At 44.0% G+C, this 25,550-nt stretch carries 28 protein-coding genes; 14 read left to right on the forward strand and 14 right to left on the reverse strand.

The features are described 5' to 3' along the window. Positions 1 to 18 precede the first annotated feature (18 nt). From MgSA37_RS00730 to MgSA37_RS00745, 5 genes are all read left to right on the forward strand, one after another. Positions 19 to 1,299, forward strand: coding sequence for a replication-associated recombination protein A (locus MgSA37_RS00730; RefSeq protein ID WP_096349368.1), 1,281 nt, complete (start codon positions 19 to 21; stop codon positions 1,297 to 1,299). Positions 1,300 to 1,327: 28 nt separating this feature from the next. After that, the gene (locus tag MgSA37_RS28015; protein ID WP_157750366.1) at positions 1,328 to 1,564 is read left to right on the forward strand and encodes a hypothetical protein; all 237 of its coding nucleotides are present in this window, start codon (positions 1,328 to 1,330) and stop codon (positions 1,562 to 1,564) included. Between the two features lie 100 nt (positions 1,565 to 1,664). Then, complete coding sequence (locus tag MgSA37_RS00735; RefSeq protein ID WP_096349369.1) at positions 1,665 to 3,146, forward strand: DUF5687 family protein; 1,482 nt, start codon at positions 1,665 to 1,667, stop codon at positions 3,144 to 3,146. Position 3,147: 1 nt separating this feature from the next. Continuing rightward, positions 3,148 to 3,891 (forward strand): ABC transporter ATP-binding protein, encoded by a 744-nt coding sequence (locus MgSA37_RS00740; RefSeq protein WP_096349370.1) that lies wholly within the window; start codon positions 3,148 to 3,150, stop codon positions 3,889 to 3,891. Positions 3,892 to 4,003: 112 nt separating this feature from the next. Then, on the forward strand, positions 4,004 to 4,498 hold the full coding sequence (locus tag MgSA37_RS00745) for a GNAT family N-acetyltransferase (protein WP_096349371.1): 495 nt from the start codon (positions 4,004 to 4,006) through the stop codon (positions 4,496 to 4,498). 66 nt (positions 4,499 to 4,564) lie between these two features. Here MgSA37_RS00745 and MgSA37_RS00750 read toward each other — a convergent pair whose 3' ends face one another. Then, complete coding sequence (locus MgSA37_RS00750; protein ID WP_096349372.1) at positions 4,565 to 6,364, reverse strand: IPT/TIG domain-containing protein; 1,800 nt, start codon at positions 6,362 to 6,364, stop codon at positions 4,565 to 4,567. Positions 6,365 to 7,160: 796 nt separating this feature from the next. Here MgSA37_RS00750 and MgSA37_RS00755 point away from each other — a divergent pair. The 3 genes from MgSA37_RS00755 to MgSA37_RS00765 are packed head-to-tail and all read left to right on the forward strand — an operon-like array spanning position 7,161 to position 9,986. Then, complete coding sequence (locus tag MgSA37_RS00755; RefSeq protein WP_096349373.1) at positions 7,161 to 8,840, forward strand: FAD-dependent oxidoreductase; 1,680 nt, start codon at positions 7,161 to 7,163, stop codon at positions 8,838 to 8,840. A gap of 25 nt (positions 8,841 to 8,865) precedes the next feature. Continuing rightward, positions 8,866 to 9,297 (forward strand): DUF983 domain-containing protein, encoded by a 432-nt coding sequence (locus MgSA37_RS00760; protein WP_232010756.1) that lies wholly within the window; start codon positions 8,866 to 8,868, stop codon positions 9,295 to 9,297. A gap of 44 nt (positions 9,298 to 9,341) precedes the next feature. Then, the gene (locus tag MgSA37_RS00765; RefSeq protein WP_096349374.1) at positions 9,342 to 9,986 is read left to right on the forward strand and encodes a class I SAM-dependent methyltransferase; all 645 of its coding nucleotides are present in this window, start codon (positions 9,342 to 9,344) and stop codon (positions 9,984 to 9,986) included. Here MgSA37_RS00765 and MgSA37_RS00770 read toward each other — a convergent pair. Then, the gene (locus MgSA37_RS00770) at positions 9,970 to 10,968 is read right to left on the reverse strand and encodes a GRP family sugar transporter (RefSeq protein WP_096349375.1); all 999 of its coding nucleotides are present in this window, start codon (positions 10,966 to 10,968) and stop codon (positions 9,970 to 9,972) included. The genes MgSA37_RS00765 and MgSA37_RS00770 overlap by 17 nt on opposite strands. A gap of 285 nt (positions 10,969 to 11,253) precedes the next feature. Continuing rightward, positions 11,254 to 12,234 carry a deoxyhypusine synthase family protein gene (locus tag MgSA37_RS00775; RefSeq protein ID WP_096349376.1) on the reverse strand — a complete coding sequence of 327 codons (981 nt, stop codon included), beginning with the start codon at positions 12,232 to 12,234 and terminating at the stop codon, positions 11,254 to 11,256. Positions 12,235 to 12,350: 116 nt separating this feature from the next. Between MgSA37_RS00775 and MgSA37_RS00780 the strand changes: the two genes are divergently transcribed. After that, on the forward strand, positions 12,351 to 13,490 hold the full coding sequence (locus tag MgSA37_RS00780; protein ID WP_157750367.1) for a BamA/TamA family outer membrane protein: 1,140 nt from the start codon (positions 12,351 to 12,353) through the stop codon (positions 13,488 to 13,490). A gap of 119 nt (positions 13,491 to 13,609) precedes the next feature. Next, complete coding sequence (locus tag MgSA37_RS00785) at positions 13,610 to 14,119, forward strand: GNAT family N-acetyltransferase (protein ID WP_096349378.1); 510 nt, start codon at positions 13,610 to 13,612, stop codon at positions 14,117 to 14,119. Between the two features lie 11 nt (positions 14,120 to 14,130). Here MgSA37_RS00785 and MgSA37_RS29495 read toward each other — a convergent pair whose 3' ends face one another. From MgSA37_RS29495 to MgSA37_RS00820, 8 genes are all read right to left on the reverse strand, one after another. After that, on the reverse strand, positions 14,131 to 14,256 hold the full coding sequence (locus tag MgSA37_RS29495; RefSeq protein WP_317046618.1) for a low molecular weight phosphatase family protein: 126 nt from the start codon (positions 14,254 to 14,256) through the stop codon (positions 14,131 to 14,133). Continuing rightward, complete coding sequence (locus MgSA37_RS00790) at positions 14,253 to 14,570, reverse strand: low molecular weight protein-tyrosine-phosphatase (RefSeq protein ID WP_317046619.1); 318 nt, start codon at positions 14,568 to 14,570, stop codon at positions 14,253 to 14,255. The genes MgSA37_RS29495 and MgSA37_RS00790 overlap by 4 nt, the downstream gene beginning before the upstream one ends. A gap of 122 nt (positions 14,571 to 14,692) precedes the next feature. After that, positions 14,693 to 15,490 (reverse strand): S1/P1 nuclease, encoded by a 798-nt coding sequence (locus MgSA37_RS00795; protein ID WP_232010757.1) that lies wholly within the window; start codon positions 15,488 to 15,490, stop codon positions 14,693 to 14,695. 1 nt (position 15,491) lies between these two features. After that, entirely contained in the window at positions 15,492 to 16,004 is a 513-nt protein-coding gene (locus MgSA37_RS00800) for a hypothetical protein (RefSeq protein ID WP_096349379.1), read from the reverse strand. A gap of 57 nt (positions 16,005 to 16,061) precedes the next feature. Then, complete coding sequence (gene fumC / locus MgSA37_RS00805; RefSeq protein WP_096349380.1) at positions 16,062 to 17,459, reverse strand: class II fumarate hydratase; 1,398 nt, start codon at positions 17,457 to 17,459, stop codon at positions 16,062 to 16,064. 81 nt (positions 17,460 to 17,540) lie between these two features. After that, positions 17,541 to 17,957: a hypothetical protein gene (locus tag MgSA37_RS00810; protein ID WP_096349381.1), complete on the reverse strand. Its 417-nt coding sequence runs from the start codon at positions 17,955 to 17,957 to the stop codon at positions 17,541 to 17,543. 379 nt (positions 17,958 to 18,336) lie between these two features. Continuing rightward, on the reverse strand, positions 18,337 to 19,392 hold the full coding sequence (locus MgSA37_RS00815; RefSeq protein WP_096349382.1) for a tetratricopeptide repeat protein: 1,056 nt from the start codon (positions 19,390 to 19,392) through the stop codon (positions 18,337 to 18,339). Between the two features lie 23 nt (positions 19,393 to 19,415). Further along, positions 19,416 to 20,432 carry a tetratricopeptide repeat protein gene (locus MgSA37_RS00820; RefSeq protein WP_096349383.1) on the reverse strand — a complete coding sequence of 339 codons (1,017 nt, stop codon included), beginning with the start codon at positions 20,430 to 20,432 and terminating at the stop codon, positions 19,416 to 19,418. A 112-nt stretch (positions 20,433 to 20,544) separates the two neighbouring features. Here MgSA37_RS00820 and MgSA37_RS00825 point away from each other — a divergent pair, with 112 nt between their 5' ends. After that, positions 20,545 to 21,774 (forward strand): serine hydrolase domain-containing protein, encoded by a 1,230-nt coding sequence (locus MgSA37_RS00825; protein ID WP_096349384.1) that lies wholly within the window; start codon positions 20,545 to 20,547, stop codon positions 21,772 to 21,774. Positions 21,775 to 21,916: 142 nt separating this feature from the next. Next, a complete protein-coding gene (locus MgSA37_RS00830; protein WP_096349385.1) occupies positions 21,917 to 22,216 on the forward strand; it encodes a YbaB/EbfC family nucleoid-associated protein in 300 nt (99 codons plus the stop codon). A gap of 49 nt (positions 22,217 to 22,265) precedes the next feature. Here MgSA37_RS00830 and MgSA37_RS00835 read toward each other — a convergent pair whose 3' ends face one another. Together MgSA37_RS00835 and MgSA37_RS00840 are read right to left on the reverse strand one after the other, a co-directional pair. After that, positions 22,266 to 23,237 (reverse strand): quinone oxidoreductase family protein, encoded by a 972-nt coding sequence (locus MgSA37_RS00835; protein WP_096349386.1) that lies wholly within the window; start codon positions 23,235 to 23,237, stop codon positions 22,266 to 22,268. A gap of 79 nt (positions 23,238 to 23,316) precedes the next feature. Beyond that, positions 23,317 to 23,892 carry a Crp/Fnr family transcriptional regulator gene (locus MgSA37_RS00840; RefSeq protein ID WP_096349387.1) on the reverse strand — a complete coding sequence of 192 codons (576 nt, stop codon included), beginning with the start codon at positions 23,890 to 23,892 and terminating at the stop codon, positions 23,317 to 23,319. A gap of 150 nt (positions 23,893 to 24,042) precedes the next feature. Between MgSA37_RS00840 and MgSA37_RS00845 the strand changes: the two genes are divergently transcribed. After that, entirely contained in the window at positions 24,043 to 24,720 is a 678-nt protein-coding gene (locus MgSA37_RS00845; RefSeq protein ID WP_096349388.1) for a metal-dependent hydrolase, read from the forward strand. A gap of 40 nt (positions 24,721 to 24,760) precedes the next feature. On the opposite strand, the gene MgSA37_RS00850 is transcribed toward MgSA37_RS00845, so the two are convergent. After that, on the reverse strand, positions 24,761 to 24,949 hold the full coding sequence (locus MgSA37_RS00850; protein ID WP_096349389.1) for a hypothetical protein: 189 nt from the start codon (positions 24,947 to 24,949) through the stop codon (positions 24,761 to 24,763). Between the two features lie 191 nt (positions 24,950 to 25,140). Here MgSA37_RS00850 and MgSA37_RS00855 point away from each other — a divergent pair, with 191 nt between their 5' ends. Further along, complete coding sequence (locus tag MgSA37_RS00855) at positions 25,141 to 25,398, forward strand: hypothetical protein (RefSeq protein WP_096349390.1); 258 nt, start codon at positions 25,141 to 25,143, stop codon at positions 25,396 to 25,398. The last annotated feature ends 152 nt before the right edge of the window (positions 25,399 to 25,550 follow it).

Genomic DNA, 25,550 nt, shown 5'->3' on the forward strand with positions numbered 1-25,550 from the left:
TTTTCGGAATTTTACGATATGAATAACCTGCCCCCATTAGCCGAACGCATGCGCCCCAAAAACCTGGATGATTATGTGGGGCAGAAACATCTGGTGGGCCAGGGCGCCGTATTGCGTAAGGCCATTGAGTCGGGCAATTTGCCGTCCATGCTATTTTGGGGGCCGCCGGGCGTAGGTAAAACCACGCTGGCCTATATCATTTCACAGCAGTTGGACAGGCCGTTCTTTTCCTTAAGCGCCATTAATTCGGGCGTGAAGGATGTGCGCGAGGTGATTGAGAAAGCAGCCGTCCTGAAGGCCGAAGGGCAGAATTTGCCCATCCTTTTTATTGATGAAATTCATCGTTTCTCCAAATCGCAGCAGGATTCGTTACTGGGCGCGGTGGAGCGGGGCATAGTTACGCTGATGGGCGCAACTACTGAGAATCCTTCCTTTGAAGTGATTTCGGCGTTATTGTCACGCTGCCAGGTGTATATCCTGCAGCCTTTAAATGAGGACGACCTGGTAAGCCTGCTGCAAAAAGCGCAGAAAGAAGATGAGGTGATCCGAAAAAAAAATATCACTATCAAAGAAAATGAAGCCTTGCTGCGCCTATCCGGCGGGGACGCCCGTAAGCTGCTCAATATTTTTGAGCTGCTGGTAAATGCCTTCGACAGTAAAAAAATAACCATCACCAACGATGCCGTACTTAAACATGTGCAGCAAAATATGGCGCTGTATGATAAAGCCGGCGAACAGCATTATGATATTATTTCGGCCTTTATCAAATCCATGCGCGGCAGCGACCCTAACGGCGCGGTTTACTGGCTGGCCAGGATGATCACCGGCGGCGAGGACCCTTTATTTATTGCCCGGCGGATGCTGATCCTGGCATCCGAAGATATTGGCAACGCCAATCCCAATGCGCTGCTGCTGGCCCAAAGCTGCTTTAACGCCGTAAATGTGATAGGCATGCCCGAATCGCAGCTGATCTTATCGCAAACGGCCATTTACCTCGCAACCTCAGCAAAAAGCAACTCAGCCACTACGGCCATTGGCGCCGCGATGGAACTGGTGCGCCAAACCGGCGACCTGCCCGTACCACTGCACCTGCGCAACGCGCCAACCAAACTGATGAAAAACCTGGGCTACGGCAAAGATTATAAATATGCACATAGCTACGAAGGCAACTTTGCCGACCTTGACTTTCTGCCTGCCGAAATAAAGGGCGCAAAAATCTATAATCCGGGTAACAATGCCCGCGAAAATGAATCAAAAGAGAAATTAAAAAAACTTTGGGGCGACAGGTATAAATATTAAATCCTGGCCCGCCCCCGCGGAAAACAACATGAAGGTTACCTGTCTGACCCATAGGGGCCAGATATTGGTAGAAGACAATAACAGCTATTTATACCGTGCAGCAGGTACGGAACCTATACGCAATGCAATAGCGCTAATGCTGCTCCGATTGTTGCGTACCGATGGCACGCTTTTCGTTTATTGTCTATTTTCTACCAATATTTTGCACCTGACGGCGCAAAGAAGCGCTTATAAAGTGGGGTCACTTTGCGCAGCGGGCCGTTAAGTGATTAAATTGTACACGAATAGCCGCATCCTGCGTTCTTTATCTGAATGAGCCGATACCTTACTTATTTTCACTATAATTACCCTATACTAAATTTACAATGATATCAACTTTTCTCAGGCACGAGTTAAAAGCTTTCTGGCGGTCGAAAAACACAGGCAAAAGCATTGCTATCCGCATTGTAATGGCCCTGCTGATCCTTTATCTGCTACTTTGTGTATTGGCGATAGGCTTTTTTATGAATGGGGTTTTAGAAAAAGCCTATCCCCACGAAGATGAAGTGATTGCTTTTTGCGGCATTATTTTGTTGTATTATTTGATGGACCTGTTTATGCGCCTGCAGTTGCAGGAATTACCTACCCTGCGCGTGCAACCCTATTTACAACTCCCTGTAAAACGAGATGCGCTGGTGCGTTACCTGGCATTTACCGCTTTGCTTTCGGTGTTTAATATCTGGCCTTTTATCCTTTTTGTGCCATTTATCCTTAAGATTATTGCGCCAGATTCAGGCGCTGTGGTGGCGTTTGCGTTTATCGTTTCGCTTATCGGGCTTACCGTTTTCAGTAATTACCTGGCCCTGTATATCAAACGGAAATCAAACTTAAACGGCTGGGTATTTTTGATTGTTACGGCGGTAATTATCCTTGTAGTGTTATGCGATTTTTACTGGCATATTTACTCCCTGCGTAATATCTCTTATTTGTTTTTCGGGCGCCTTATTACAAAGCCATTGCTCGCACTGGCGCCGGTGTTGCTTGGAGCGGCAATGTACTACTTTAATTTTTTATACCTCAAACAAAACCTTTACCTGGAAGAATTGGGTTCGCGCAAGGCGGCCAAATACAAAAGCAGCACCGATTATCCTTTACTGAGCCGATTTGGCAGCGTGGGCGATCTGGCTGGCAACGAGATCAAGCTGGTTTTGCGAAATAAGCGCTCGCGGTCGGCACTTGTAATGGGCCTGTTTTTTATGTTGTATGGCCTGTTTTTTTACCCTAACCCTAAGTTTATTCATTTAGAAAGTGTAAAAGTGTTTGTGGGGATGTTTATGACGGGTATTTTTATCATTAACTACGGGCAGTTTATGTTTAGCTGGCAGGCCTCGCATTTTGATGGTTTGCTGGTGAGTAGCGTTAGTTTCAGGGATTTTTTAAAAGCAAAATACCTGTTGTTTACGGTTGTTTCTACCGGTTTTTTCCTGCTTACCATCCCTTATGTTTATTTTGGCTGGCGAACCCTGATGATCCACTTTATTATGTATTTATGGAACATCGGTATCAATACAACCCTCGTGCTGTTTTTCGCCAACCGTAATTTTAAGCGCATGGACCTTTCAAAGGGCGCGGCCTTTAACTGGGAAGGAATGAGCGGTAACCAATGGATCTTATCATTTCCGCTGCTGATCGCTCCTTATGTAATTTACGGGCCTTTTGCCCTGCTCGGTCATGCAGATATAGGCCTGGCTTTGCTGGCTGTAACAGGCCTTATATTTATATTAATCCGTGGCTTTTGGATTAAACAGCTGGAAGCCGATTTTTATTTACACAGATACAAAATAGCTGAAGGTTTCAGAAACAAATAAGATGATAGCAATTAACGACCTTAAAAAAATATACAACGGGGTTACTGTTGTAAACATATCGCACCTGGAGATTAAAAAAGGCGAAAGTGTTGGCCTTGTAGGCAATAACGGCGCAGGTAAAACTACCCTGTTCCGGTTGATGCTGGATTTGATCAGGCCCGATAACGGCGTGGTATTATCAAATGGCGAAAATGTAGCCGGGCACGAGCACTGGAAAAATTACACTGCCTCATACCTGGATGAAGGTTTTTTGATAGATTATTTAACCCCCGAGGAATATTTTTACTTTATCGGCGGCCTGCACCGGCAGAGCCGCGCTACGGTGGACGACTATTTATCGGGGATGGCGGAGTTTTTTAACGGCGAGATCCTGAAAAAAGGTAAATACATCCGCGATCTGTCAAAAGGCAACCAGTGTAAGGTTGGCGTGGTATCCTGCCTGCTGCAGAACCCTGAATTGCTGATGCTGGATGAACCATTTGCCAATATCGACCCAAGCACACAATTCCGTTTAAAAAGCCTGTTGAAAGACCTGAATAAAAACAAGGGAGTTACTACCCTGATATCCAGCCACGACCTTAACCACATCACCGATGTATGTGACCGTATCCTGCTGATGGAAAAAGGAAAGATCATCAAGGATATAGCTACCAGTTCATCTACTTTAAATGAACTGGAAGACTACTTTGGCGTAGGACAAATTATTGGCAGCCCGGTTAAAGTTGACGGGGAAGAAAATCATTAACGCTTGAAGCACTTTGTGTTCTCTGTGCCCCTTCGTGTCCTCCTATATTTGATTTCAAACATAGAGGACACGAAGGCTTTAAAAAAATGGCGGCAGATTGATATATTTGGCCATGTACTCAATCAGGAAAGCAAGCTCGGAGGATGTAGAAATTATCCGCAGCATAGCCGAAATAACATGGTGGGCAACTTACGGCCCGATACTCAAAAAAGAGCAAATAGAATTTATGCTGGAGGAGATCTACGCCACCAGGAAACTGGCATCACAGCTCACCCACGATACCCAAACCTACCTTTTACTGGTTGAAGCTGATAAACCTGTAGCCTTTGCTGCCTACTCGCCGCGGGAAGAAAACCCCGGGATTTATAAACTGCACAAACTTTATTGCCTGCCCCAAACCCAGGGCAAAGGCTATGGCAAAATCCTGATCAACGAAGTAGTAAAACAAACGATCGCAGCAGGCAAACGCACGCTCGACCTGAATGTGAACCGCTACAACAAAGCCAAAGACTTTTATGAAAAGATGGGGTTCGCGATAGTTTATGAGGAAGACGTCCCGGTAGGTAAATACTGGATGAATGATTATGTGATGCGAAAAGTACTTTAAAAAAGATTTTACGAATGTTTCTGCAGGGCATCCGCACGGATGCCCTGCAGAAACATTATTTGCTTTTTATTTAACATAAATAGAAACCACCTGGTTGGCGAAGGTCGCCGCGCAATTTGCGCCCTGGTGCGTACATCCCGGGTCCATTTCCACAAAATTGCCATTCTTCCAATAACAATTATTTCCTGATGACGACGATGCACCGCTTATATACAGATCCGTATTGTTATATAAAAAGATGGAGGACACGACTTCGGCAACCGAATAGGCAGCAGTGTTGATCATGGCTCCGTTTTTCCAAACAGCCCCGGCGCCATTATACTGGCCACCAAGATACACATCGCTGCCCGACACCAAAATACTCGTGATGGTGTTGAATATACTGTTTGCAGGTGTAGTAATTGGCACTGATACGCCGTTTTTCCAAAGACGTGGAGCTTCGTTGATGATACCCCCGGTAGTGATGTCGCGGATTTCCTCCAAACCAGCCACATAGACATCTGCGCCAGAAACATACACGGCCGTCGCCCTGGCGCTGCCTGAATGGATCCCGTCTGTCAGATCAATCGGGCTGCCGTTTTTCCAGTAAGTAGCTTTTAAAATAGTTGAGTTGCCCAAATATTGTGCGCCGGCTACGTAAACATCTCCGTTACTTACTGCCAGTTCGTTATTTTGATAGGTACCAGTAAGGTAGATCAAACTTGTAGTTGTTAAAGGCGTAGCTGTTGTATTTTTCCAATAGGTGTAAACATTGTTAAGCACACCCAGGCAATATACGTCGGCACCTGAAACTGCGACAGAAGAAGTAAAACCTGTTTGCGACGAGACATGTACTGCTGTATTATTTTTCCAGTAGGTAGGCGTTTGTGTTGTTGATGGGCCTGCAAAATAAATGTCTGTACCTGAGCCAACCATGGCATCCGCCCCGTTACAATCGGTAGTAGCGGTGAAGGCGGAGTTTTTCCAGTAACCAAACCCAGACCGAGTATCCGAGCCAACTACATAAATGTTGGGCCCGGTAGCAACCAGGTAAGTAAAGGCCATACCATTAGATGTTCCGCCGGGAGTAGTTACTGTTATATTTCCGTTTGTGCCGCCGGCCGGTACCGTAGCTATTATTTGTGTAGCGGTGGCACTGGTAACCGTTGCAACGGTACCATTAAACTTAACCACATCATTGGCGGCCGTCGCATCAAAATTGGTACCGGTTATGGTAACGGCAGCGCCGGCAGCTGCAGTAGCAGGGCTGATGCCTGCAATAACCGGCGCCAGCAAATAGGTGAATACCGGCCCTGTTGCCGTGCCGCCTGTTGTGGTTACAGTAACGGCCCCTGTGCTTCCTGCCGCCGGCGCGGTAACGACCAATGAGGTTGTAGTAGCTGCGGTCACAGTGGCTGCAACACCATGAAACTTAACCACGTTATTAGCAGCTACGGCATCGAAATTTGTACCTGTAAGGGTAACCGATACCCCGGCCACACCCGATGCCGGGCTGATAGAGGTAACGCCGGGGGCCAATAAATAGGTAAATGTTGGACCTGTAGCCGTGCCTCCTGTTGTGGTAACACTTACCGGCCCGGTACCCGCGCCTGCTGGTGCTGTTACAATCAATGTAGTGGCAGTTGCCGAGCTGACGGCAGCAACTGTGCCATTGAATTTGACCGTATTGGCAGCGGCTGAAAGTTCAAATGCCGAGCCGGTGATGGTAACAGAGGTACCCGCAGTGCCGGACGTTGGCGAAATAGCGGTAATTTTGGGGAGAACCGGGATAATTGGCTTGGGGCCGGGATTGTTTTTTTTACAACCCGGGAGTATAAAAAGGGCAGCGAAAATCACAATTAGTAAATAGGTAATTAATGTTTTCATAAGGTATGGATTAATGTTTTTACTGGCAGGTGTTTAAAAAGTATTTACTTCACCTGTGAAATTGCACATATTCGTGTTTTTTATCAATCCTCTCTTTGAGTGAATTGCCGGGGCGTCTAATCACCCTTTTGAAATGGGATTCCGGTCAATCATGTTGCCTTATTTGTTTCTTTATTAAAAAGAGCCTGTAAACCAGCTCCCGGGCAGGCAAATGATGGTGATTGATGAGTCATTATCGTTTAGTTAAGGATCCGGCCTGCATTTTGGTTATAAGGGGCAGTAATGTCAGTTGTTAAATACTTAATTATCAGCTTTTTTTCGCTTTTTGCTGGGTGTTGCATGTGTTGCGCAACGAAACAAAAAGCCTGCGGATGTACAATGAAATAACAATTGGTAAAGGTATATCTGTCTTAAGCAAACGCTGCTGATTGATGATTGGCGAGGCACTGTTTGTTTTTTAATATGCTATTACTCATTTGAGTGATAAAGTAGACCAGCTATAATGATGCCGCTTATACCCCGCAAGTATGAAAATAGCTCACTCTGTGGTGGATCAACTGTATCCTTTCAGGCCTTTTACACATTGCTTATATCGTTCAGCATTCTATGTTATTTTTCATTCATCCTTTGGCCAAAAAAACGAGGAAGCTATTTTGCTGGGTATTGCAAGTTAATAACTGAACAACATGACATTAAAATTATGCGGAATGTAACATTTATCACATTTTAAACTTCCAATTTCGCCCACCTTTGCCTTCATCAGCTTAGCATTAGTTAAGCATGTAATAAACAGACCATGAGATATATCATTATTGGTGCGGTAGCAGGCGGTGCAAGCACCGCTGCCAGGTTAAGAAGACTGGACGAACATGCCGAAATCATCATTTTCGAAAAGGGAGAATATATTTCCTACGCCAATTGCGGCCTACCCTATTATATCGGTGAGGTGATCACCGACCGTAATAAATTATTTGTACAAACAGCAGCATCTTTTAATCAGCGTTTTAATATTGATGTTAGGGTATTGACCGAAGTAACCGGAATCGATCCTGGCAAAAAAACAGTTACTGCAGAGAACCAGGTAACAGGTGATGTATACGAAGAGACCTACGATAAACTGGTCCTGTCGCCCGGCGCCGGGCCTATCAGGCCTCCTTTACCTGGTATTGGAAATGATGGCATATTTACTTTGCGAAATGTGTCAGATACTGATTATATCAAAAAATATATTTATCACAAACAGGCAAAAAAAGCAGTGGTTGTGGGCGGTGGTTTTATAGGGCTTGAGATGGCCGAAAACCTGCATGGGCTGGGCCTGGATGTTACCATTATCGAGATGGGAAACCAGGTAATGGCTCCGCTTGATTTCCCGCTGGCTGCCATCGTACAGCAGCATATCCGCAGTTTGGGGGTTCATCTGTATTTAAATAACGCGGTAACCGGTTTTGAGCAAACTGACGGGGGCCTTGCTGTTAACTTAAAGTCGGGTGATGTACTGGATGCCGATATTGTGATCCTGTCGATCGGGGTGCGTCCTGATACCAGGCTGGCAGCAGGCGCCGGGTTAAAAATTGGCGAAGGGCGGGGAATATACGTTAACGAATACCTGCAAACATCCAACCCCGATATTTACGCAGTTGGCGATGCCATTGAATTTGAAAACCCTATTACCGGGCAGGCAATGGTTACCTACCTTGCCGGGCCGGCCAATAAACAAGGGCGGATTTGTGCCAATAACATCGTAATGGGCAATGTGCAGCAATATCATGGTTCCATTAATACTGCTATAGTGCAGGTGTTTGGCATGACTGTTGGCACGGCCGGCACGGCATCAAAACATTTAAAAGCCGCCGGCATCAAACATACGGTATCAACTACCAGTAGCGGCTCGCATGCGGGGTATTTCCCCGGTGCAAAGCAAATGACCATTCAGGTTGCTTTTTCGCCTGATAACGGGCGCCTATATAACGCGCAGGTTGCAGGGTTTGACGGTGCGGATAAGCGCCTGGATATCTTATCATCGGTTATTAAAAGAAACGGTACTATTGATGAACTCGTTGAATTTGAACACGCCTATGCTCCGCCGTATTCATCGGCAAAAGACCCGGTGAACATGGCCGGATTTGTCGCTGAAAACATACTGCTGGGCCGCCTGAATATATTTTATTGGGACGAAACGAATAAAATTGGCGAAGATGACCTGCTTCTGGATGTGAGGAGCCCGGAAGAATACCGGGCTGGCTATATTGGCGGAGCCATTAACATACCCATTGATGAACTGCGTGGCAGAATGGATGAGCTATCAACCCAAAAGAATATTTATATTTATTGCGAAGCCGGTTTAAGGGGATACCTTGCCCAGCGTATATTAAGGCAAAGCGGGTTCAATAATGTATACAATCTTTCGGGAGGATACCGGTTATGGAAAAACTGTACGGCGGAAACTGAGCAAAACACCATTGAGGTTGTTTGCTGATTGTTGAACTAATGAATAATTTTGTATGAAGATTGTTGAAATGGAAAAGGCGCCAATAAAGCGTTTGCCAATGTGGCCCGCTGTAATTACCGGCAAATGCCCACGGTGCCGTGTGGGAAATATTTACGAAAAGCCAATGTATAGCCTGGTCGGGCAAAAAATCAACAAGGCCTGCCCGCATTGCGGCTTTGTTTACGAACGGGAGCCTGGCTATTTTTACGCTGCGATGTATATTAGTTATGCTTTCATTGTGGCTGAGCTGGTAACGCTGGCGGTGGGCACCTCGATATTAACCGGCAGCCATAACCCATGGCTTTATATCGCCATATTACTCAGTGTGACAGGTGTGCTTGCGCCATTTAATTTAAGATACTCGAAGGTATTGTTATTACACTGGCTTACGCCCGGAATCAGGTACATGCCGGAGTACAGCGTGGAAAAGGACACGGCGGCTTAGTTGAACGATCATAGTCACCAACATCAAAGCAAAATTAATGATCGATGAAAAGTTTTTGGGATGAGCGTTATAGCGCGAAAGAATATATTTACGGAGAAGAGCCAAACGTTTTCTTTGCTGCCGAGTTGCGCAAACTAAAACCCGGCACCATTATTCTGCCCTGCGATGGCGAGGGCCGCAATGGTGTTTATGCGGCATCTGCCGGCTGGACCGTGAAAGCCTTTGATGGAAGCGAAGAAGGAAAGGCCAAGGCTTTGCAACTGGCAGCGCTAAAAAAGGTGGAAATTGAATATGTCACCGGGGATGCCGCAACAATAACTTATCCTGAAAAGAGTGCCGATGCCGTTGCTTTTATCTACGCACATTTACCTCCTGACGTCCGTAAAACAGCACATCAAAATGCAATAAAATGGTTAAAACCTGGCGGGGTATTAATTTTGGAGGTATTTAACCCGGCGCAACTGAACAATACCTCCGGCGGGCCAAAGGATGTGGCTATGCTTTATACTAAAGAGATGCTTCAAAAGGATTTTGAATTGCTTGAAACGGTACTGCTTCAGACCCTCGTTACTACTATAGATGAAGGTGACCGTCACCAGGGCAAAGCCGATATTATCCGTTACATCGGGATAAAAAATAAAACACTGATGTTACGCGCGTGGGGCCTGGTTGTTATTTTGCGCCAATGATCAACCCCAAACCAATAACGTAAGCCACGAGCATACTAGATAGCAGGGCATTAGTGCCTTTTGGCGCGTTTTTAAATTCTTTCCAGATAAGTATCCCCCAAAGTGCTGCTATAAGTGTAGCGCCCTGCCCAAGGCCGTACGATATTGCAGGGCCTGCTTTGCCTGCGGCGATAAGGTTAAATGAATTGCCGATTCCCCAGATGGCGCCACCCAATACGCCGGTGAGATGGGTTTTAAAATTGCCTTTAAAATAATCAGCATAACTAACAGGCAATCCCGAGAAAGGCTTTTTCATCAGGATAGTATTGAATAGAAAGTTACTAAGCAAAATTCCGACCGAGAAAATAAATACGGCAGTATATGGTGTCATTTTACCAGCCGCAGGTGCTGCAAAGTTTTGCAGGTCCATAGACGCGGCTATGAACCGGTAAAAGAAGGACATCAGCACGCCAGCGACTATACTCAACACAATGCCTTTTGATGAAACCTTGTTACCCCCGCTGCCGGCCTTGCGGAAGGCCATTGCATTAAGGATGATGGCTAAACAGATGCAGCCTACCCCGGCAAACAAATAAACCGGGTTGCCCTGCTGTAATGCAAAATAATTGAGCAATACACCCAACACCAAAGCAATACCTATGGCTACCGGAAAAGCTACCGCCATACCGGCAATAGCGATAGCTGCAGAGAATAAAATATTTGCAGCATTAAAAACAATACCACCAATTAAGGCACTGGCAATGTTGCCGCCATCTGCCTGCTTCAAATCAGCTAAAAAGCTGCGGCCCTGCGTTCCAAAACTTCCTAATGTAAAAGCAGAAAGGACAGAAAAGAAGAGGATCCCGATCACATAATCCCAGTAAAAGAGTTCAAAGCGCCAGCTTTTGGCAGCAAGTTTTTGGCTGTTGGCCCATGATCCCCAGCAAAGCATGGTGATGATACAAAATACAATAGCTGCGGCGTATGAAGAAACGATGAACATAATGCCCTGGTTTTTAGGTGATCAATAAACAATTGGTGGCTTAAAGTTATGTTTTAAATTAATTGGTATTATTTTTTGCACCTTATTTTATTAACGTCATTGGGTCACCTGCCTGCGGCAGGCAGGTTTGCTTCGCGTCATTGGGTCATTATGTCGTTGGTTGGGGGTAAAATGGCGGTTAGGGCTATTCAAAACAAAAACCCCTTCCGTGTTGGAAAGGGTCTTCATGACTTTTTTTATAAATTTTATAAATTCGAAATCGAACATCCGAATTCCGAAATCAAATTACTGTCCTAATATCCAGGCAAATATTAACGGCGCTACAATGGTGGCATCCGATTCAACAATAAATTTTGGGGTATGGATATCCAGTTTACCCCAGGTAATTTTTTCATTAGGCACCGCGCCGGAGTAAGAGCCGTAGGATGTGGTTGAATCAGAGATCTGGCAAAAATAACTCCAGAAAGGAATTTCGGGCATTTCCATATCCTGGTACAACATTGGTACCACGCAAATCGGGAAATCGCCTGCTATACCGCCCCCGATCTGGAAAAAGCCGATGCCTTTGCCGGAAGAGTTTTTTACATACCAATCAGCCAGCCATGCCATGTATTCGATACCGCTTTTCATGGTGGTTGGTTTTATTTCGCCTTTAATAACGTATGAGGCAAAGATGTTACCCATAGTGCTGTCTTCCCATCCGGGAACTACTATCGGCAAATTCTTTTCGGCCGCTGCCAGCATCCACGAATTTTTAGGGTCGATCTCGTAATATTGTTTCAAGTCGCCGCTTAGCAGCATTTTGTACATAAACTCATGCGGAAAATAGCGTTCGCCGGCGGTATCCGCATCTTTCCAAAGTTTATGGATGTGCTTTTGCAGCCGCCTGAAGGCTTCTTCTTCAGGAATACAGGTGTCTGTTACGCGATTGTAGTGATTTTCAAGCAAATCCCACTCATCCTGCGGACTAAGGTCTCGGTAGTTAGGCACACGTTTATAATGCGAATGCGCTACCAGGTTCATAATATCCTCTTCGAGGTTAGCGCCGGTACACGAGATGATGGCAATTTTATCCTGGCGGATCATCTCGGCAAGCGAAATACCCAATTCTGCCGTGCTCATGGCACCGGCAAGCGTAACCATCATTTTACCGCCTTCAAGCAGGTGTGTTTCATATCCTTTTGCTGCATCCATTAACGCTGCCGCATTAAAATGCAGGTAGTTTTTTTCAATAAACTGCGATACCGGGCCTTTTGTACTACTCATGATCTTTATTCAAAAATTTGGTGCAAAAGTAGATATTTTGGTGAAATATGAGCCATTATCATTTTATTAAGCCAATAAAATGCCGAAAGTATCTATCTTAGCCACATCTGCTTTTTATGAAACGAATTATTATTTTATTAATAATACTTTTTAGCGCCAGCTGTGTGTATGCCCAGATGAATTTTTTACCAAAATTTATCCGCAAAATGTATTTTAATAAGGATAGCACCCGCAAGCCGGGGTTTGTATTGCTGCCGGCTCTTGCTTCGGCCCCTGAAACGGGCCTTGAAGTTGGCGGCGCGGCGCTGGTTTCGTTTTATACTGATACCAGCGATCATACTACCCATGTTTCCAGTTTGTTTGGCTACGCAACCATTACCACCAAAGGGCAAACTAAGCTAAGCTTAAATGCCAATTACTGGACACCTCAAAACAAAATTCATTACCTGGCAACTATCAGCTATTATAATTTTCCGTTCAATTTTTACGGCATTGGCAATAACACCCATTTGGCAGATGTTGACGAGGTTTTTGAAAAAAGGTATAAAGTTAATTTTGAGAGTGAATTTAATTTGGGCAATGGCTTGTATTTAGGCTATGTAGCAGGAGGATTTAAATATTATTACAGGTTTGACAGAAACAGGCAGGGGGTTTTAAATACCGATCCTTCGGTGGAAGACAAAAGGGGCGGAACAGCCGGTTACGCCGGACCGACGTTTACTTATGATACCCGAAACAACAATACTTATACCACCAAAGGCATCATTATTAATGCTTATTACAATTTGATGCATGGCGCTTTTATCAATAACGGCTATGAAGGTGGTTTTTTTAACATTGAATATTCTGAGTTTTTTTCTTTAAGCAAGAAACTGGTTTTGGGGACAGATATCCAGGAACAAAGCCTCACCGGTTCAAGATCGCCGTTTTATTTGCTGCCTCAAATGGGAAGCGATGAAATGATGCGGGGTTATTACGAGGGCCGTTTCCGCGACAGGAATTATATAGCCGGGCAAACCGAACTCCGGTACCGTATTAACAACAGCTTTGGGCTGGCAGCTTTTATTGGTACCGGCGAAGTATTTCACACCAGCTTTAGTTTTGCGCAGTTAAAACCTAACTATGGTGGCGGCATCCGCTACTTTTTTGACATTGAAAAAGGGCTTGCCATCCGGGTTGATTACGGCGTAGGCCAAAAGCCGGCTGGTGAACCCAGGATAAGCGGTTTATATGTTGCGCTGGGCCAATCTTTTTGAGCCCGGGGTTTAGCTGTGCAAATATTACCAAAATGCCAGCTTTCCAATAATTTTTCCATTCTGAAGAATCCTTAACTTGTTGAATTCCGGATTAAACAAAATAGCATAACTTTGAAGCTATGCACATTGTAGCCCAAACGCCGCGTTTTGTAATCCGCAACTTCAGCCCCGAAGAGGAAAAAATATACCTGTCGCTTTTTGATGATGAAGAAGTAACCCGTCACCTGCCAAAAAGAACGAGGGACGAAAATCGCAGAATCTTCAGAGACGGCTTGCATGACTATGCAGCCGGAAAAGTTTTGGGGCGCTGGGGTATATTTAACAACGGCAACGAAGAATTTATAGGGATCTGCCTGCTAAGGCCGTATGACGGCGAATTAAATAAAATAGAACTTGGCTATGTACTGGGCCGGAATTTTTGGGGTAAAGGCATTGCCGGCGAGATGGCGCAAATCATGGTTGCCTATGCTTTCACCCATACTGATGCCACGGAGATTGTTGGCGTAACCACCCTGGAGAATGTGGCATCGCAAAAAGTGCTTCAAAAAGCCGGGCTTGAACGATTGGACAATATGATAAGAGATGGTGAGGAACTGGCTTTTTTTAAGTTGATAAAAACGGTACAATAGCCAACGCCTTTTCAGGCCCCGGCAAGTCGTTTAATAATATCGCTGCATCCCTGTTCAATCATTTTAAAAACAGGCTCAAACTGTGTATCATCATAATAAGGATCGGGGACGATTTTATCGCCCAATAAAAGCCTCACTTTTTTTCGTCCTCTTTATTGCGGGCTTTGGCCAGGATATCGCCCAGGTTGCTTTTGTCCATCACGAAAATATGGTCGTAATAATCAAAATCACTTATCCTGAATAAGCGGCAAACCTGTGTGCTAATATCGATGCCATGATTTTTTGCCGCGCGGATAGACCTGCGGTCCGGCGGTTCACCTACATGCCAGTCGCCGGTACCGGCTGATTCTATTTCCCAATTCAGTCCGCGTTCAATCGCCATTTGCTCCATAATGCCATGTGCCAGCGGCGACCGGCAAATATTTCCAAGGCATACCATAAGGATTTTCATTTTGTTAGCGTTGTTGTAAGGTTGAAATGTTGGAATGTTTTTTGGATTTGCAAAATTGGAAAGTTGAAACGTTAGTCATCGGCGAAGCAACTTTCCAACATTTCAACCTTCCAACAATTCTCCTAACCAAAAATAGCATTCAGCACCCCGGCAAGCCTTACGCCGGCCATCAGAAGGCGCTGGTTGAGCTGATCGACGTGGTTGAAATTGTATTTATAATTAAGCGTATCGCCGGGTTTTATTTCGGTGTATAATTTTTCAGCCATCTGGTTCGATTCAAACAACCATTTACTGATGGGGTCCTTTTGCCACGCAGCCCTTTCAGACTGGGTGGTATGGTTAATGGCTGCCGCATATTCGGTATAACTCAACTGCTGAAAATCTATCAACTGCGAGTCCCATACCGAATGCAAATTAGTGGGTGTACTAAACCAGTTTACCTTAAAATCATTTCCGCCCTTATCATCAGCATGGGCAACATGCATCGGCTGGTGTACATCCTCCACAATATGAATCAGCATCCTAAGGTCAAGCAATTTATTTTCCTTGCTCAGGTTGTTCCTTTTCAGTTCGCCTATCAAAAACTGAAGTTTAGTATAAGCGTCCACGTTGTTATCCTGGTTTAAATAACCTATCATTTCGGGGTAGGTTAATACTTTATCAAAATCGATATAATGCCATGATGACAAATAATTATAATCGGGATCCGATTTGATAAAGTCGGCCCAGTTACTGGCCATGGCTATGGATTCGTTGCCTAATATCGCCTCAATGGCTTTACGTGCTTTTGGCGTAAGATAGGTACTGGCTATTTGCCCGCAAATACGGTGCCCCTGGGCACCCCATGCCATTGATTGCAGCGGCAAATAAGAAATTAAAAATATAAACAACAGTTGTTTAATAAACTTGATCATGCTCATATCAAATGGGTTTTGGGTGACAGGATACTCTTTTAATTAAACGCGCCTTAATCGGGATTACATCTGTGGTGCCGGCAAAAGTAAGCAAGGAATCACTTTGTTTTGTTACTTTAAAAAGTTCATCATAGTCGCCCGAACGGAAACAGCCTTTATCATCCTTAAGGGTGTAATCTGCATTACAAAATTGCCCCGTTAAACGCACGGTATCGTTTCGTTGAATATAAGTCCCTTTTGTATATTCGGTCCAATGACCAGCATTCATGCAGGTATCAGTCCCTGTGTTGGTCTTGCTGAACGAATGGATCTCCACGTAAAAAGAATCGCAGCTAAATTTAAGATGATATAGCGAATAACTGATCAATTGCTTTTGATTTGTTACAGAATCCTGCCGCCACTCGCCCTGTAAATAGCCTTCGCCGGGTGTCTGCTGATTTGGGTTGAACGAGCAGGAGCTTACGCACAAGGCCATAAGTAAGGTGAAAGCCGAAAGGCGAAAGCTGAAAGGGTTTTGCATCAAATATATTTTCTAAGCCCCTCTCCGGTGGAGAGGGGTTTGGGGTGAGGCGGACTTTTACTTCAAACTTCCTATCATATCTTCCGGGCGTACCCATTCATCAAACTGTTCGTTAGTCAACAGGCCTAAACCAATTGCGGCTTCGCGTAAGGAAAGGTTTTCTTTCAACGCTTTTTTTGCAATTTTTGCAGCGTTCTCGTAACCGATATGCGGATTTAGGGCGGTTACCAGCATCAATGAATTTTCGAGATGTTTTTTAATACCGGCATAATTTGGTTCGATGCCAACAGCGCAATGGTCGTTGAATGAAGTGCAGGCATCCCCAATCAGGCGGGCCGACTGTAAAAAGTTGGCTGCCATAACCGGTTTAAATACGTTCAACTCATAATGTCCGTTTGAGCCACCGATAGAAATAGTTACATCATTCCCCATAACCTGTGCCGCCACCATGGTAACGGCTTCGTTTTGGGTGGGGTTAACTTTGCCCGGCATAATAGATGATCCCGGCTCGTTATCAGGAATGTGGATCTCGCCAATACCTGAACGCGGACCAGAAGCCAGCATACGGATATCATTGGCGATTTTCATCAGCGATACGGCAATTTGTTTTAATGCACCGTGGCTCTCCACAATAGCATCATGCGCGGCCAGCGCTTCAAATTTATTTTCCGCGGTGCGGAATGGCAGGCCGGTAAATTTGGCAATATATTCAGCTACCTTAACATCGTAACCTTTTGGGGTATTGATGCCTGTACCTACGGCGGTACCGCCAAGGGCAAGTTCCGACAGGTGGTCGAGGGTGTTTTTTAATGCTTTTAAACCATGGTCCAGTTGAGATACATAGCCTGAAAATTCCTGGCCCAAAGTAAGCGGTGTAGCATCCATCAGGTGGGTACGGCCAATCTTTACCACGCTTTTAAATGCTTCGGATTTTGCTTTCAGCGTATCGCGCAGTTTTTCAATACCCGGTATGGTTACATCGATCACCATTTTATAGGCGGCAATGTGCATAGCCGTTGGGTAGGTATCGTTGGACGACTGCGATTTATTTACGTCGTCATTCGGATGGATGAAAGTTTTGCCTTCGCCCAGTTTATTGCCGGCCAGTACATGCGCGCGGTTTGCAATTACCTCGTTCACATTCATATTTGACTGGGTGCCCGAACCTGTTTGCCAGATCACCAGCGGAAATTCGCCGGCAAGCGAACCTGCCAGGATCTCATCACAAACCTGTGCAATCTGGTCGCGTTTTTCGGCGGGCAATACGCCGCAATCGGTATTGGTATAAGCGGCTGCTTTTTTTAGGTAGGCAAATGCCGCAATAATCTCCTTAGGCATAGACGCCTCGGGGCCAATTTTAAAGTTATTGCGCGATCTTTCGGTTTGTGCTCCCCAGTATTTATCGGCGGGTACCTGTACCTCGCCCATGGTATCGTGTTCAGTTCTGAAACTCATGGAAATTGTATTTTTTGCAGGGGCAAAGTTAGGGTTTTAGTTGGTCTATGGGAGTGGCAAAAAGTAAAATTATTAATCAAATCAACCCCAAAAACTTTTATAGCCAAATACCGATGATAGTAAAACGATGAAGAAAATACTGCGGTATAAAATCTGTTTATACGCGATGTTTTTATAGTTAAATAGCGAGATAACAAGAGGTACCCCTAAAAGTAATAAGCCTAAAATAGAATAGACACGCCAGAACTGCCAATTTGAGAGACTAAACATCAGTGCGACGATGGCCGTGCTAAAACTGAAACCGGCTATAATCCTATTCATCGGGTGTATAGCATAAGCAGCATATAGCCATAATGCGGCAGCAAAATACAGGCATGATAATAGAAATCCACAGAGTACCATGACCATTGATGAATAGGGAAGGTGAAGGCAGCGACAAATTTCAGCAATCAAGAAGATAGTTAAGGGGATAAATTCAAGCAGTTGTTTTTTATTCATGATGTTGCGTGGCGCTTTTAGGCTTTTAAATCAGGCAAAATATACAAGAAAAATAAGGCCATGACGAATAAAATAAACAGGAATCCAAATTGCATTAAAAAGAATTTTAACTGGCCTGTTAATGCCTTAAGAAAGAACCGTTTAAACAGATAACTTATTAATAAGGAGATAAGTGAAAAAAGAGGCTGATAATAAAACCGCTGCGAGCTAAAATAAGATACATCTCTGTACTTGTATATTTATTCGCCGGGAACTCTACAAACATTAGATCGATAGAAAGGAAATAAAGCGCAATAAAATTGTTGGCAATTAATAAAAGCAAGAATAAATTTTCGGGTATTGATTTAAACCGAAGCCTGTTTTGTTCCATTACGTCGAGTTATTGCACCTCCCTTTTCGTATTAGACACCCATGTGTCTAAAGCAGTAAGTTTGCTATCATTGTCTTTAAACCATTGAAGGTCTTCTTCCCGGTAGGCGCTCAGGCTAATAAATCGCGCAAAGGCCGGCATGTTATTGCTTTGCGCTAATTTATAAAAGTAGTCTACATAAAACTTCCAGAAAAAATCCTTTTCTCGCTTCTTTTCCCCCAGTTCACCGCCTTCCTCAAAAAGTGTAGACAGCTCCTCATTCAGGATGTCGACCGCTGGCTTATTCTTATTTTCGTCAAGCGTTGGTGATGCCGCGATCATTGAAAGAAACATATCCAGCGCAGATTCGTCGGTATTTTCTTTATTGTCTTGAACACGAATCGTCACGCTTTTCTTACCATTCGCCGTATCCACAGTAACTTTAGACTTGATGATACTTTGTACGTACTGGTACGCTTCGGCAGACCGCTTTGTTTGTGGCTCAAGCATCAAAAAACTGCAAAACGCCATTATAGAGGCTGCTCCCCTGTTTTGATGGTACATTGCGAGTGCATAAGCCCGCTGACTGCTGGCATGTTTCGGATCGAGCTGAATCGCCTTAATTGCAGCTTGTTCAGCCTCCGGATACCTTTTTTGACGGAGATAAGAAACTGCGAGGTTAAAACGAAGCCGCTGATAATCAGGAAAGGCAATGATTCCCTGTTGATAATAAGCAATCGATTTTTCAAAATCCTTTTTGTCGTCATAAATACTTGCAAGCAAGTCATAAGCTTCTGCGTACCTGTTTGATGGAGCTACTTTTTCTAACAAGGGAATAGCATCATCCCCTCTACCGCTGCTGAAAAGCGTGTACGACATTTCATACTGTACCTGTAAATTTTCAGGATCTATTTTTAAGGCTGCTTTATACTTTTCTATAGCTGCCACATATTTGCCGCTGTCGTTTAACGCAATCCCTTCATTGATCAGGGATTTTGCATCAGGTTGATCCTGGCTAAAAGCCACAGACGAACCGGCCAGCGAGAAAACGATAAGTACTAAAAGGATTTTGCGTAAGGTTCTCATATTTATATAAGGTTAAAAGTAATTCAAAAGTCTCTCGCCGTCGTTTTTACCCACCCATCCAAATCATTCATATACTGTGGATGCTCACTTATCCATTTAGCACTTTCGGTATTGCCCCAATTGATCATCCTGGCAAAAGCCGGCATATTTGGCGATTGCGCCAGCTGGTAAAAATAATCGGCAAAGTATTTTTTGAAAACGGGATCGGCATTTTGTTTATCGGCCAGTTGGCCAATGGCGGTAAAAATATTGGTTAACTCCGCTGTTAGCTGGTCGGCCGGGCTGGGGTATTTCTTTTTATCTGCATCGGCAATAGCCTTACTGATGGCGTTATTCAAGGCGAGGCTATTAGCATCCACCATTAGCGTAGGTGTTCCGGCAGGCGGCAGTAAAATACCACCCTGTAAAATGTGTGTTATGTTGCCATAAGCCTCCGTAGTTCGGGCGGTGTTAGGTTCAAGCAGGATAAAGCTGCATAAACCCAGCAAAGCATTGGCCCTTTTATTTTGGTGAAAACAAACCAGGGCATACATGCGCTGGCTGCTGGCATGTTTGGGATCGAGCTTCATCGATTCGATGGCGCATTTTTCCGCCCCGGCATAATTTCTATCCCTAAAATAAACCAGTCCTAAATTGTAATAAATGCTCTGGTATTTCGGGTCGAGTTTTAAGCCCGCCTTAAAAGCTTCGATGGCTTTGGCCGAATCGTGTTCTTTATCATAGATACTGCCCAAAAGGTCATAAGCCCATATGGTGATGGAACTGTTGGAGTTAATAACTTTTTGTAAATACGGGATCCCTTCTTTGCCCTTTTCGGACGCCAGGAGCGAAAAAGCCATACCATAATTCGCATAAATATTCTCCGGATCCAGTTTTAAAGCCTGGCTGTATTTGTCAACAGCCTCGGCATATTTCCCAGCCTTGTTCAATTGTACCGCTTCTTTTGTCAGCGATTGGGCGTCACCTGTATCCTGTGCAAAGCCTGTGTGTGCAATGACTATTAAAACAAAGAATACCAGGAAAAAGCGAAACGATTTCATGGTTAAATTTAAACAGATGTTAACCAAATTGAAAATAATTAAAACATTATGTTAAACATGCCGGTATAATTTCTAATTTTTGCAATCGTTCTAATGTGTGGGATATTTATTTATGAGATTTGTGTATAAAGCTATTTTAACTTCTGCCTTCTGCTTGTTTTTTTTGAGCTCGTGCACGTCAAGTGCAAATAATAATAATAATAATAAAAATAAGAATGGTGCGGCCGCAAAACCTGAGCGCCCAATGGACACCACAACCCTGCTGGCTTACAACGCTAAAAACGCTGATAAAAAGATTGATGCCGTGATGCAGCAATTGCACCGTACGCGCGCTTTTAATGGCAATGTACTGGTGGCCAAACACGGCAAAATTATTTACGAAAACGCCATTGGCTGGGCTGATTACCTGCACCGCAAGGAATTAAACATCAACTCGCAGTTTGAGCTGGCATCCGTTACCAAAACATTTACCTCAACGGCCATTCTGATGCTGATGGAACAAGGTAAGCTTTCGTTAAATGATGACGTAAAAAAATACTTCCCTGATTTTCCATACGATGGTATAACGATCAGGCTATTGCTTACCCATCGCTCGGGAATGATGAACTATGTTTATTTTACCGATGACCTGTACCGCGCCGAACACCGTGACCAGCGCAAGGGCCTTACCAATGCACAGGAAATGGCACTGATAGCCCAATATAAACCGCGCCCGTTTAATAAGCCCGATAAACGCTTTTTATACAACAACTCTAACTTTATGGTGCTGGGTTCCATTATTGAAAAAGTTACTGGTCAGTCCTACGCTGATTTCGTTAAAACACATATTTTTATCCCATCAGGAATGGCACATACGGCCGTTTACTCAAAAGCGGTTTACGAAAAAATTCCTGTTGATGTGGTGGGGCACGACAGGGGACAATGGCGGTATTCAGTCGCACAAAACTTCCTGGATGGCCCTGTGGGTGATAAAGGCATTTACAGCACTGTTGGCGACCTATATTTATACGACAGAGCGTTGCGCCAGGGCCGACTGCTAAAACAGGCCACTATGGACTCTGCTTATGTTCCGCGTAATCCAATGCTGCACGGCCACTTTAGTTATGGATATGGCTGGCGGATTTTTGAAGCACCAGGCAAACAGGTGATTTATCATACCGGCTGGTGGCACGGTTTCAGGCATATCTACTTGCGGGATATTAAGGACGATATCACCATTGTATTGCTGTCAAACCTTTCAAACGGGAGTTTGCTAAAACTGGATGATCTCTTTAATGCAGCAGGCATGCCAATTGTGAGAAAAAGCGCCTATAAAGGTAACGGAGATACCAGTGATGATTAGTGTTTAGTTGATTGGGTTGATTAAGTGAGCGGTTGAATAAGTTGAGCTGCTTAGATAATCATAAATTTGAAAATTACAGGCAAATTAGAATATACAACTCAATCAACCTAATCTAACTCAATAAACTTAATCAACCAAAAGCATGTTTGATAAACTAATGCAGGCCCAGCAAAAAGCGGGCGAAGTAAAAAAGAGGCTGGATGCCATTACCGTAACCGGCGTTGCCGAGGGCGGCAAAATTTCTGTTACCGCTAACGGTAATAAAGTGGTTCAATCTGTTGTTATCGCCGACGAACTTTTTAAGGAGGCCGATAAGGAGCAATTAGAAGAACTGCTGATCATCGCGATAAATAAAGCGATGGACCTGGCTGACAATGTAAGCCAGAGTGAAATGGCCGCGATGACCAAAGAAATGTTTGGCGGACTGGGCGGATTGTTTTAAAAAGCACTGTTCATGCCGGCAGGCTTTTTGCCTGCCGGCATGAACAGTGCTATATCATAACAACGAGTCGATGCCCGTCGGGTACCTCAAGATTCCATATTCCGGCAATGTCGGCAAGCTTTACTTTACTAGTTTGAATTTTTAACCGGCCTGACGCGGCAAGCTGAAACATTTCAGGCAATATCGCGGAAAATAATAAGTCGACCTGGGCTTTTGTCCAGCTTCCCAGTCCAGACCCGGATAACTGCAAATTAACACTTTTAAGGGTTGCGGCCGACAATTGAATAAGGTCACCCGTCATGCTTCCAACAGACACATAGCGGGTATTTGCGCTGAATGAACCATCGCCTTTCAGGCTTGAGAGTATTAGCTCTGCTGTATGCCCCCATAAATAATCAATCACTACGTTGACCGGGTTTATTTGATGTAACGCTTTTACCCTGTTCATAAATTGAGCGTCGTCTGGTTGAATTGGCACCATCTCATCAGCGCCCAGGTTCAAGAGTTCATTTAATGACCGTTGATTTCTGCCGGTGGCGATCACCGTTTTAGCGCCATAATACTTTGCAATCTGAACGGCAACGCGCCCTGTAAAGCCAGTGGCGCCATTAATCAACACCGTGTCACCTGGTTGGATGTTCGCCCTGAATTTCAAGGCCATAGCAGCGCCGATTACGGCGTTTGGTAAAGCCGCTGCGGTGGCATCATCCAGCCCTTCGGGGACAGGTACCATCCTGCGCTTTTCAATTACGGCCCGCTCTGCTAACATCCCGGTTATGCCCATGCTGTAAACCCGGGTACCATCAGCCAACGTGCAAATCCCGTCTCCCCCAATTACCCGGGCAACCCGTGGTTTACCCGCAGATGAATAGTGTGTGCCCCGGGCACGGCTCTTGTCGAGATGTTTTATTGCAGATGCTTTAACCGATACCAGCAATTCATCTGTATTTTTTACTTCCGGTTCCGGAAAATCCACATATTCAGGCGCTCCTGATCCTTCGTATATTACTGCTGCTTTCATAATTTTCTAGTTACCGCAAAGTTATATTGCCGCGTGCAAACAAGCCGGTAACATTTGTTACCAAATGAAAAGGTGCTATTTATTTTGTTCGTGCCAGTTTCGCCTTTATCCGGCTCAGATGCACACGGCTGACACCAAGGTACGAGGCGATAAAATGGAGGGGCACCCGCTTTATAATATGAGGACGGTGGTGCAGCAGGTTTAAATAGCGTTGTTCCGGTGAATCACGGATAAACGAAACAAATTCGTTCATATAATGAAATTGCCTTGCAGCTGAGATTTCCATCAGGATATAAAAGAAATTACGTTCATTGCTTAGCTCATCTATCAAATTAAAAAAATGATCTTTATCCAATGCGTAAACTGTTGAAGGTTCTATCGTTTCTATCGTAAAAGCACTCGGCTTGTTTGTCATAAAGCTTTCCAGCGAAGAAAGCCCTTCGTTTTCAAAAAAGAATTGCACTGTTTTATCTTCGTCATTGTTATTGAAACAAGCGCGCAAGCATCCTTCTTTAACAAAAAAATATTGCTTTGCAATTGCCCCCTCTTCCAATAAAACAGCACGGGATTGCAATTCCACCTGTTTTTGAAACGGGAGGTATTTATCCCAATATTTATTAAGTTGCGGAAATTTATTTTTGAAATAAAAAAGCATGCGTCATAAAAAAGCAATTTACTTAAAATAGGCCGGGAACCGTAAATAAACCACCTTGCTTTTTTTGATTATTGAGTGTTTAATATCGAATTTTGAAAGATGAAGATATTTTTCTTCAATATTCAACAGTAAAACAAAAAAACACCTATAATGAAAATCACTTATTATGGCCATTCTTCTTTTGAGGTGGAAACTGGCGGCAAAAAATTGCTTTTTGATCCTTTTATTTCTCACAATGCCCTGGCGGCGGCAATTGATATCAATAGCTTAAAACCTGATTATATTTTGCTCTCGCACGGGCATGGCGACCACATGGCCGACCTGGAAACGATTCAAAAAAACAGCGGAGCGAAGGTTATTTGCATTGCCGATATTGCGGGCTGGTTAAATAACAAAGGTATTGACAACGTGCACGGTATGAATTTTGGCGGCGGCTTTAATTTTGATTTCGGCAGGGTAAAAATGGTTTATGCGCTGCATTCAAGTTCAATGCCGGATGGTGCCTATGGCGGTAACCCGGCTGGCTTTGTGATCTTTTCTGAAGGGAAAAAACTTTATTTTGCCGGCGATACCGCGCTTACCCTTGATATGAAACTACTGGCGGATGAAAACCTTGATTATGCAATTTTACCTATCGGCGATAATTACACTATGGGTGCAGATGATGCCATAAAAGCTGCCGGCTTTATAAACTGTAAAAATGTTATAGGAATGCATTATGACACTTTCCCGGTAATAAAAATTGATAAAGAGGAAGTGAGCGAAAAATTTAAAAAAGCAGATCTCAACTTGAAATTGCTGCCGATTGGAGAAAGTTTAACGATATAAATAAAAACTCCCCGGCATCCCGGGGAGTTTTTTGTGGTTGTTACTTTCGTTTAATTTGCTGTTTTACGTCAGTAGAGTCCTTTTTCCTTTTTGTAGAATCTCTTTTTGTTTTTTTCTTTTTAGTGGTATCATTTTGCATTACATGCCTGTTTGTAGTAACGGCACTGTGCGCATATACGCTGCCGAAGGAGATTGCTGCTAAAGCAACCATACAAAATAACTTTTTCATAGCTTTAATGATTTAATAACTAAAATTGATTTTAATTAATGATTAATTTTATTACTTGAAAGAATCAACAATTTCCTTTTTTATTTGTTTTATATTTCCATAGGACCACCAGTCTTTTCATTTCCTGCAAAAATAACAGCGGTCAACCCACTGCCAATGAAAGCGCCGTTGTAAAAGAAAGCTTTACCCTTATGGCGGCGAATATCTCAAAGGGCGTTTCCGTTAAGGGCCAGGTTGCCTGGCTTGATTATTTTGAAAACGATGCGTTTTTTTTTATGGCGAATGACGGGCAGCTGGCATTAAAGGATTATCCATCAGCTGTATCATTTGTAAAAAACACCCTTATTAAATTAATGCCAAAGATCAGCTTGCAATGGAAAAATGTGAAGATTGACCCGCTTAGACCATCCCTGGCAATATTGGAGCCACGTTTCATGAAGATATTGTAATGTCAGATGGTAAAACACTTTCTGCTGATGGTTATTTTACCGGAACCGTACACTTCGATGGTAAAAAATGGAAACTGAGGAATTTGCACTGGTCGTCAAAAAATCTTCAAAAAATGTCAAATTAAAAATGCTGCATTTTTAAGGTTGATATT

This window comes from Mucilaginibacter gotjawali (assembly GCF_002355435.1).
GTDB lineage: Bacteria > Bacteroidota > Bacteroidia > Sphingobacteriales > Sphingobacteriaceae > Mucilaginibacter > Mucilaginibacter gotjawali.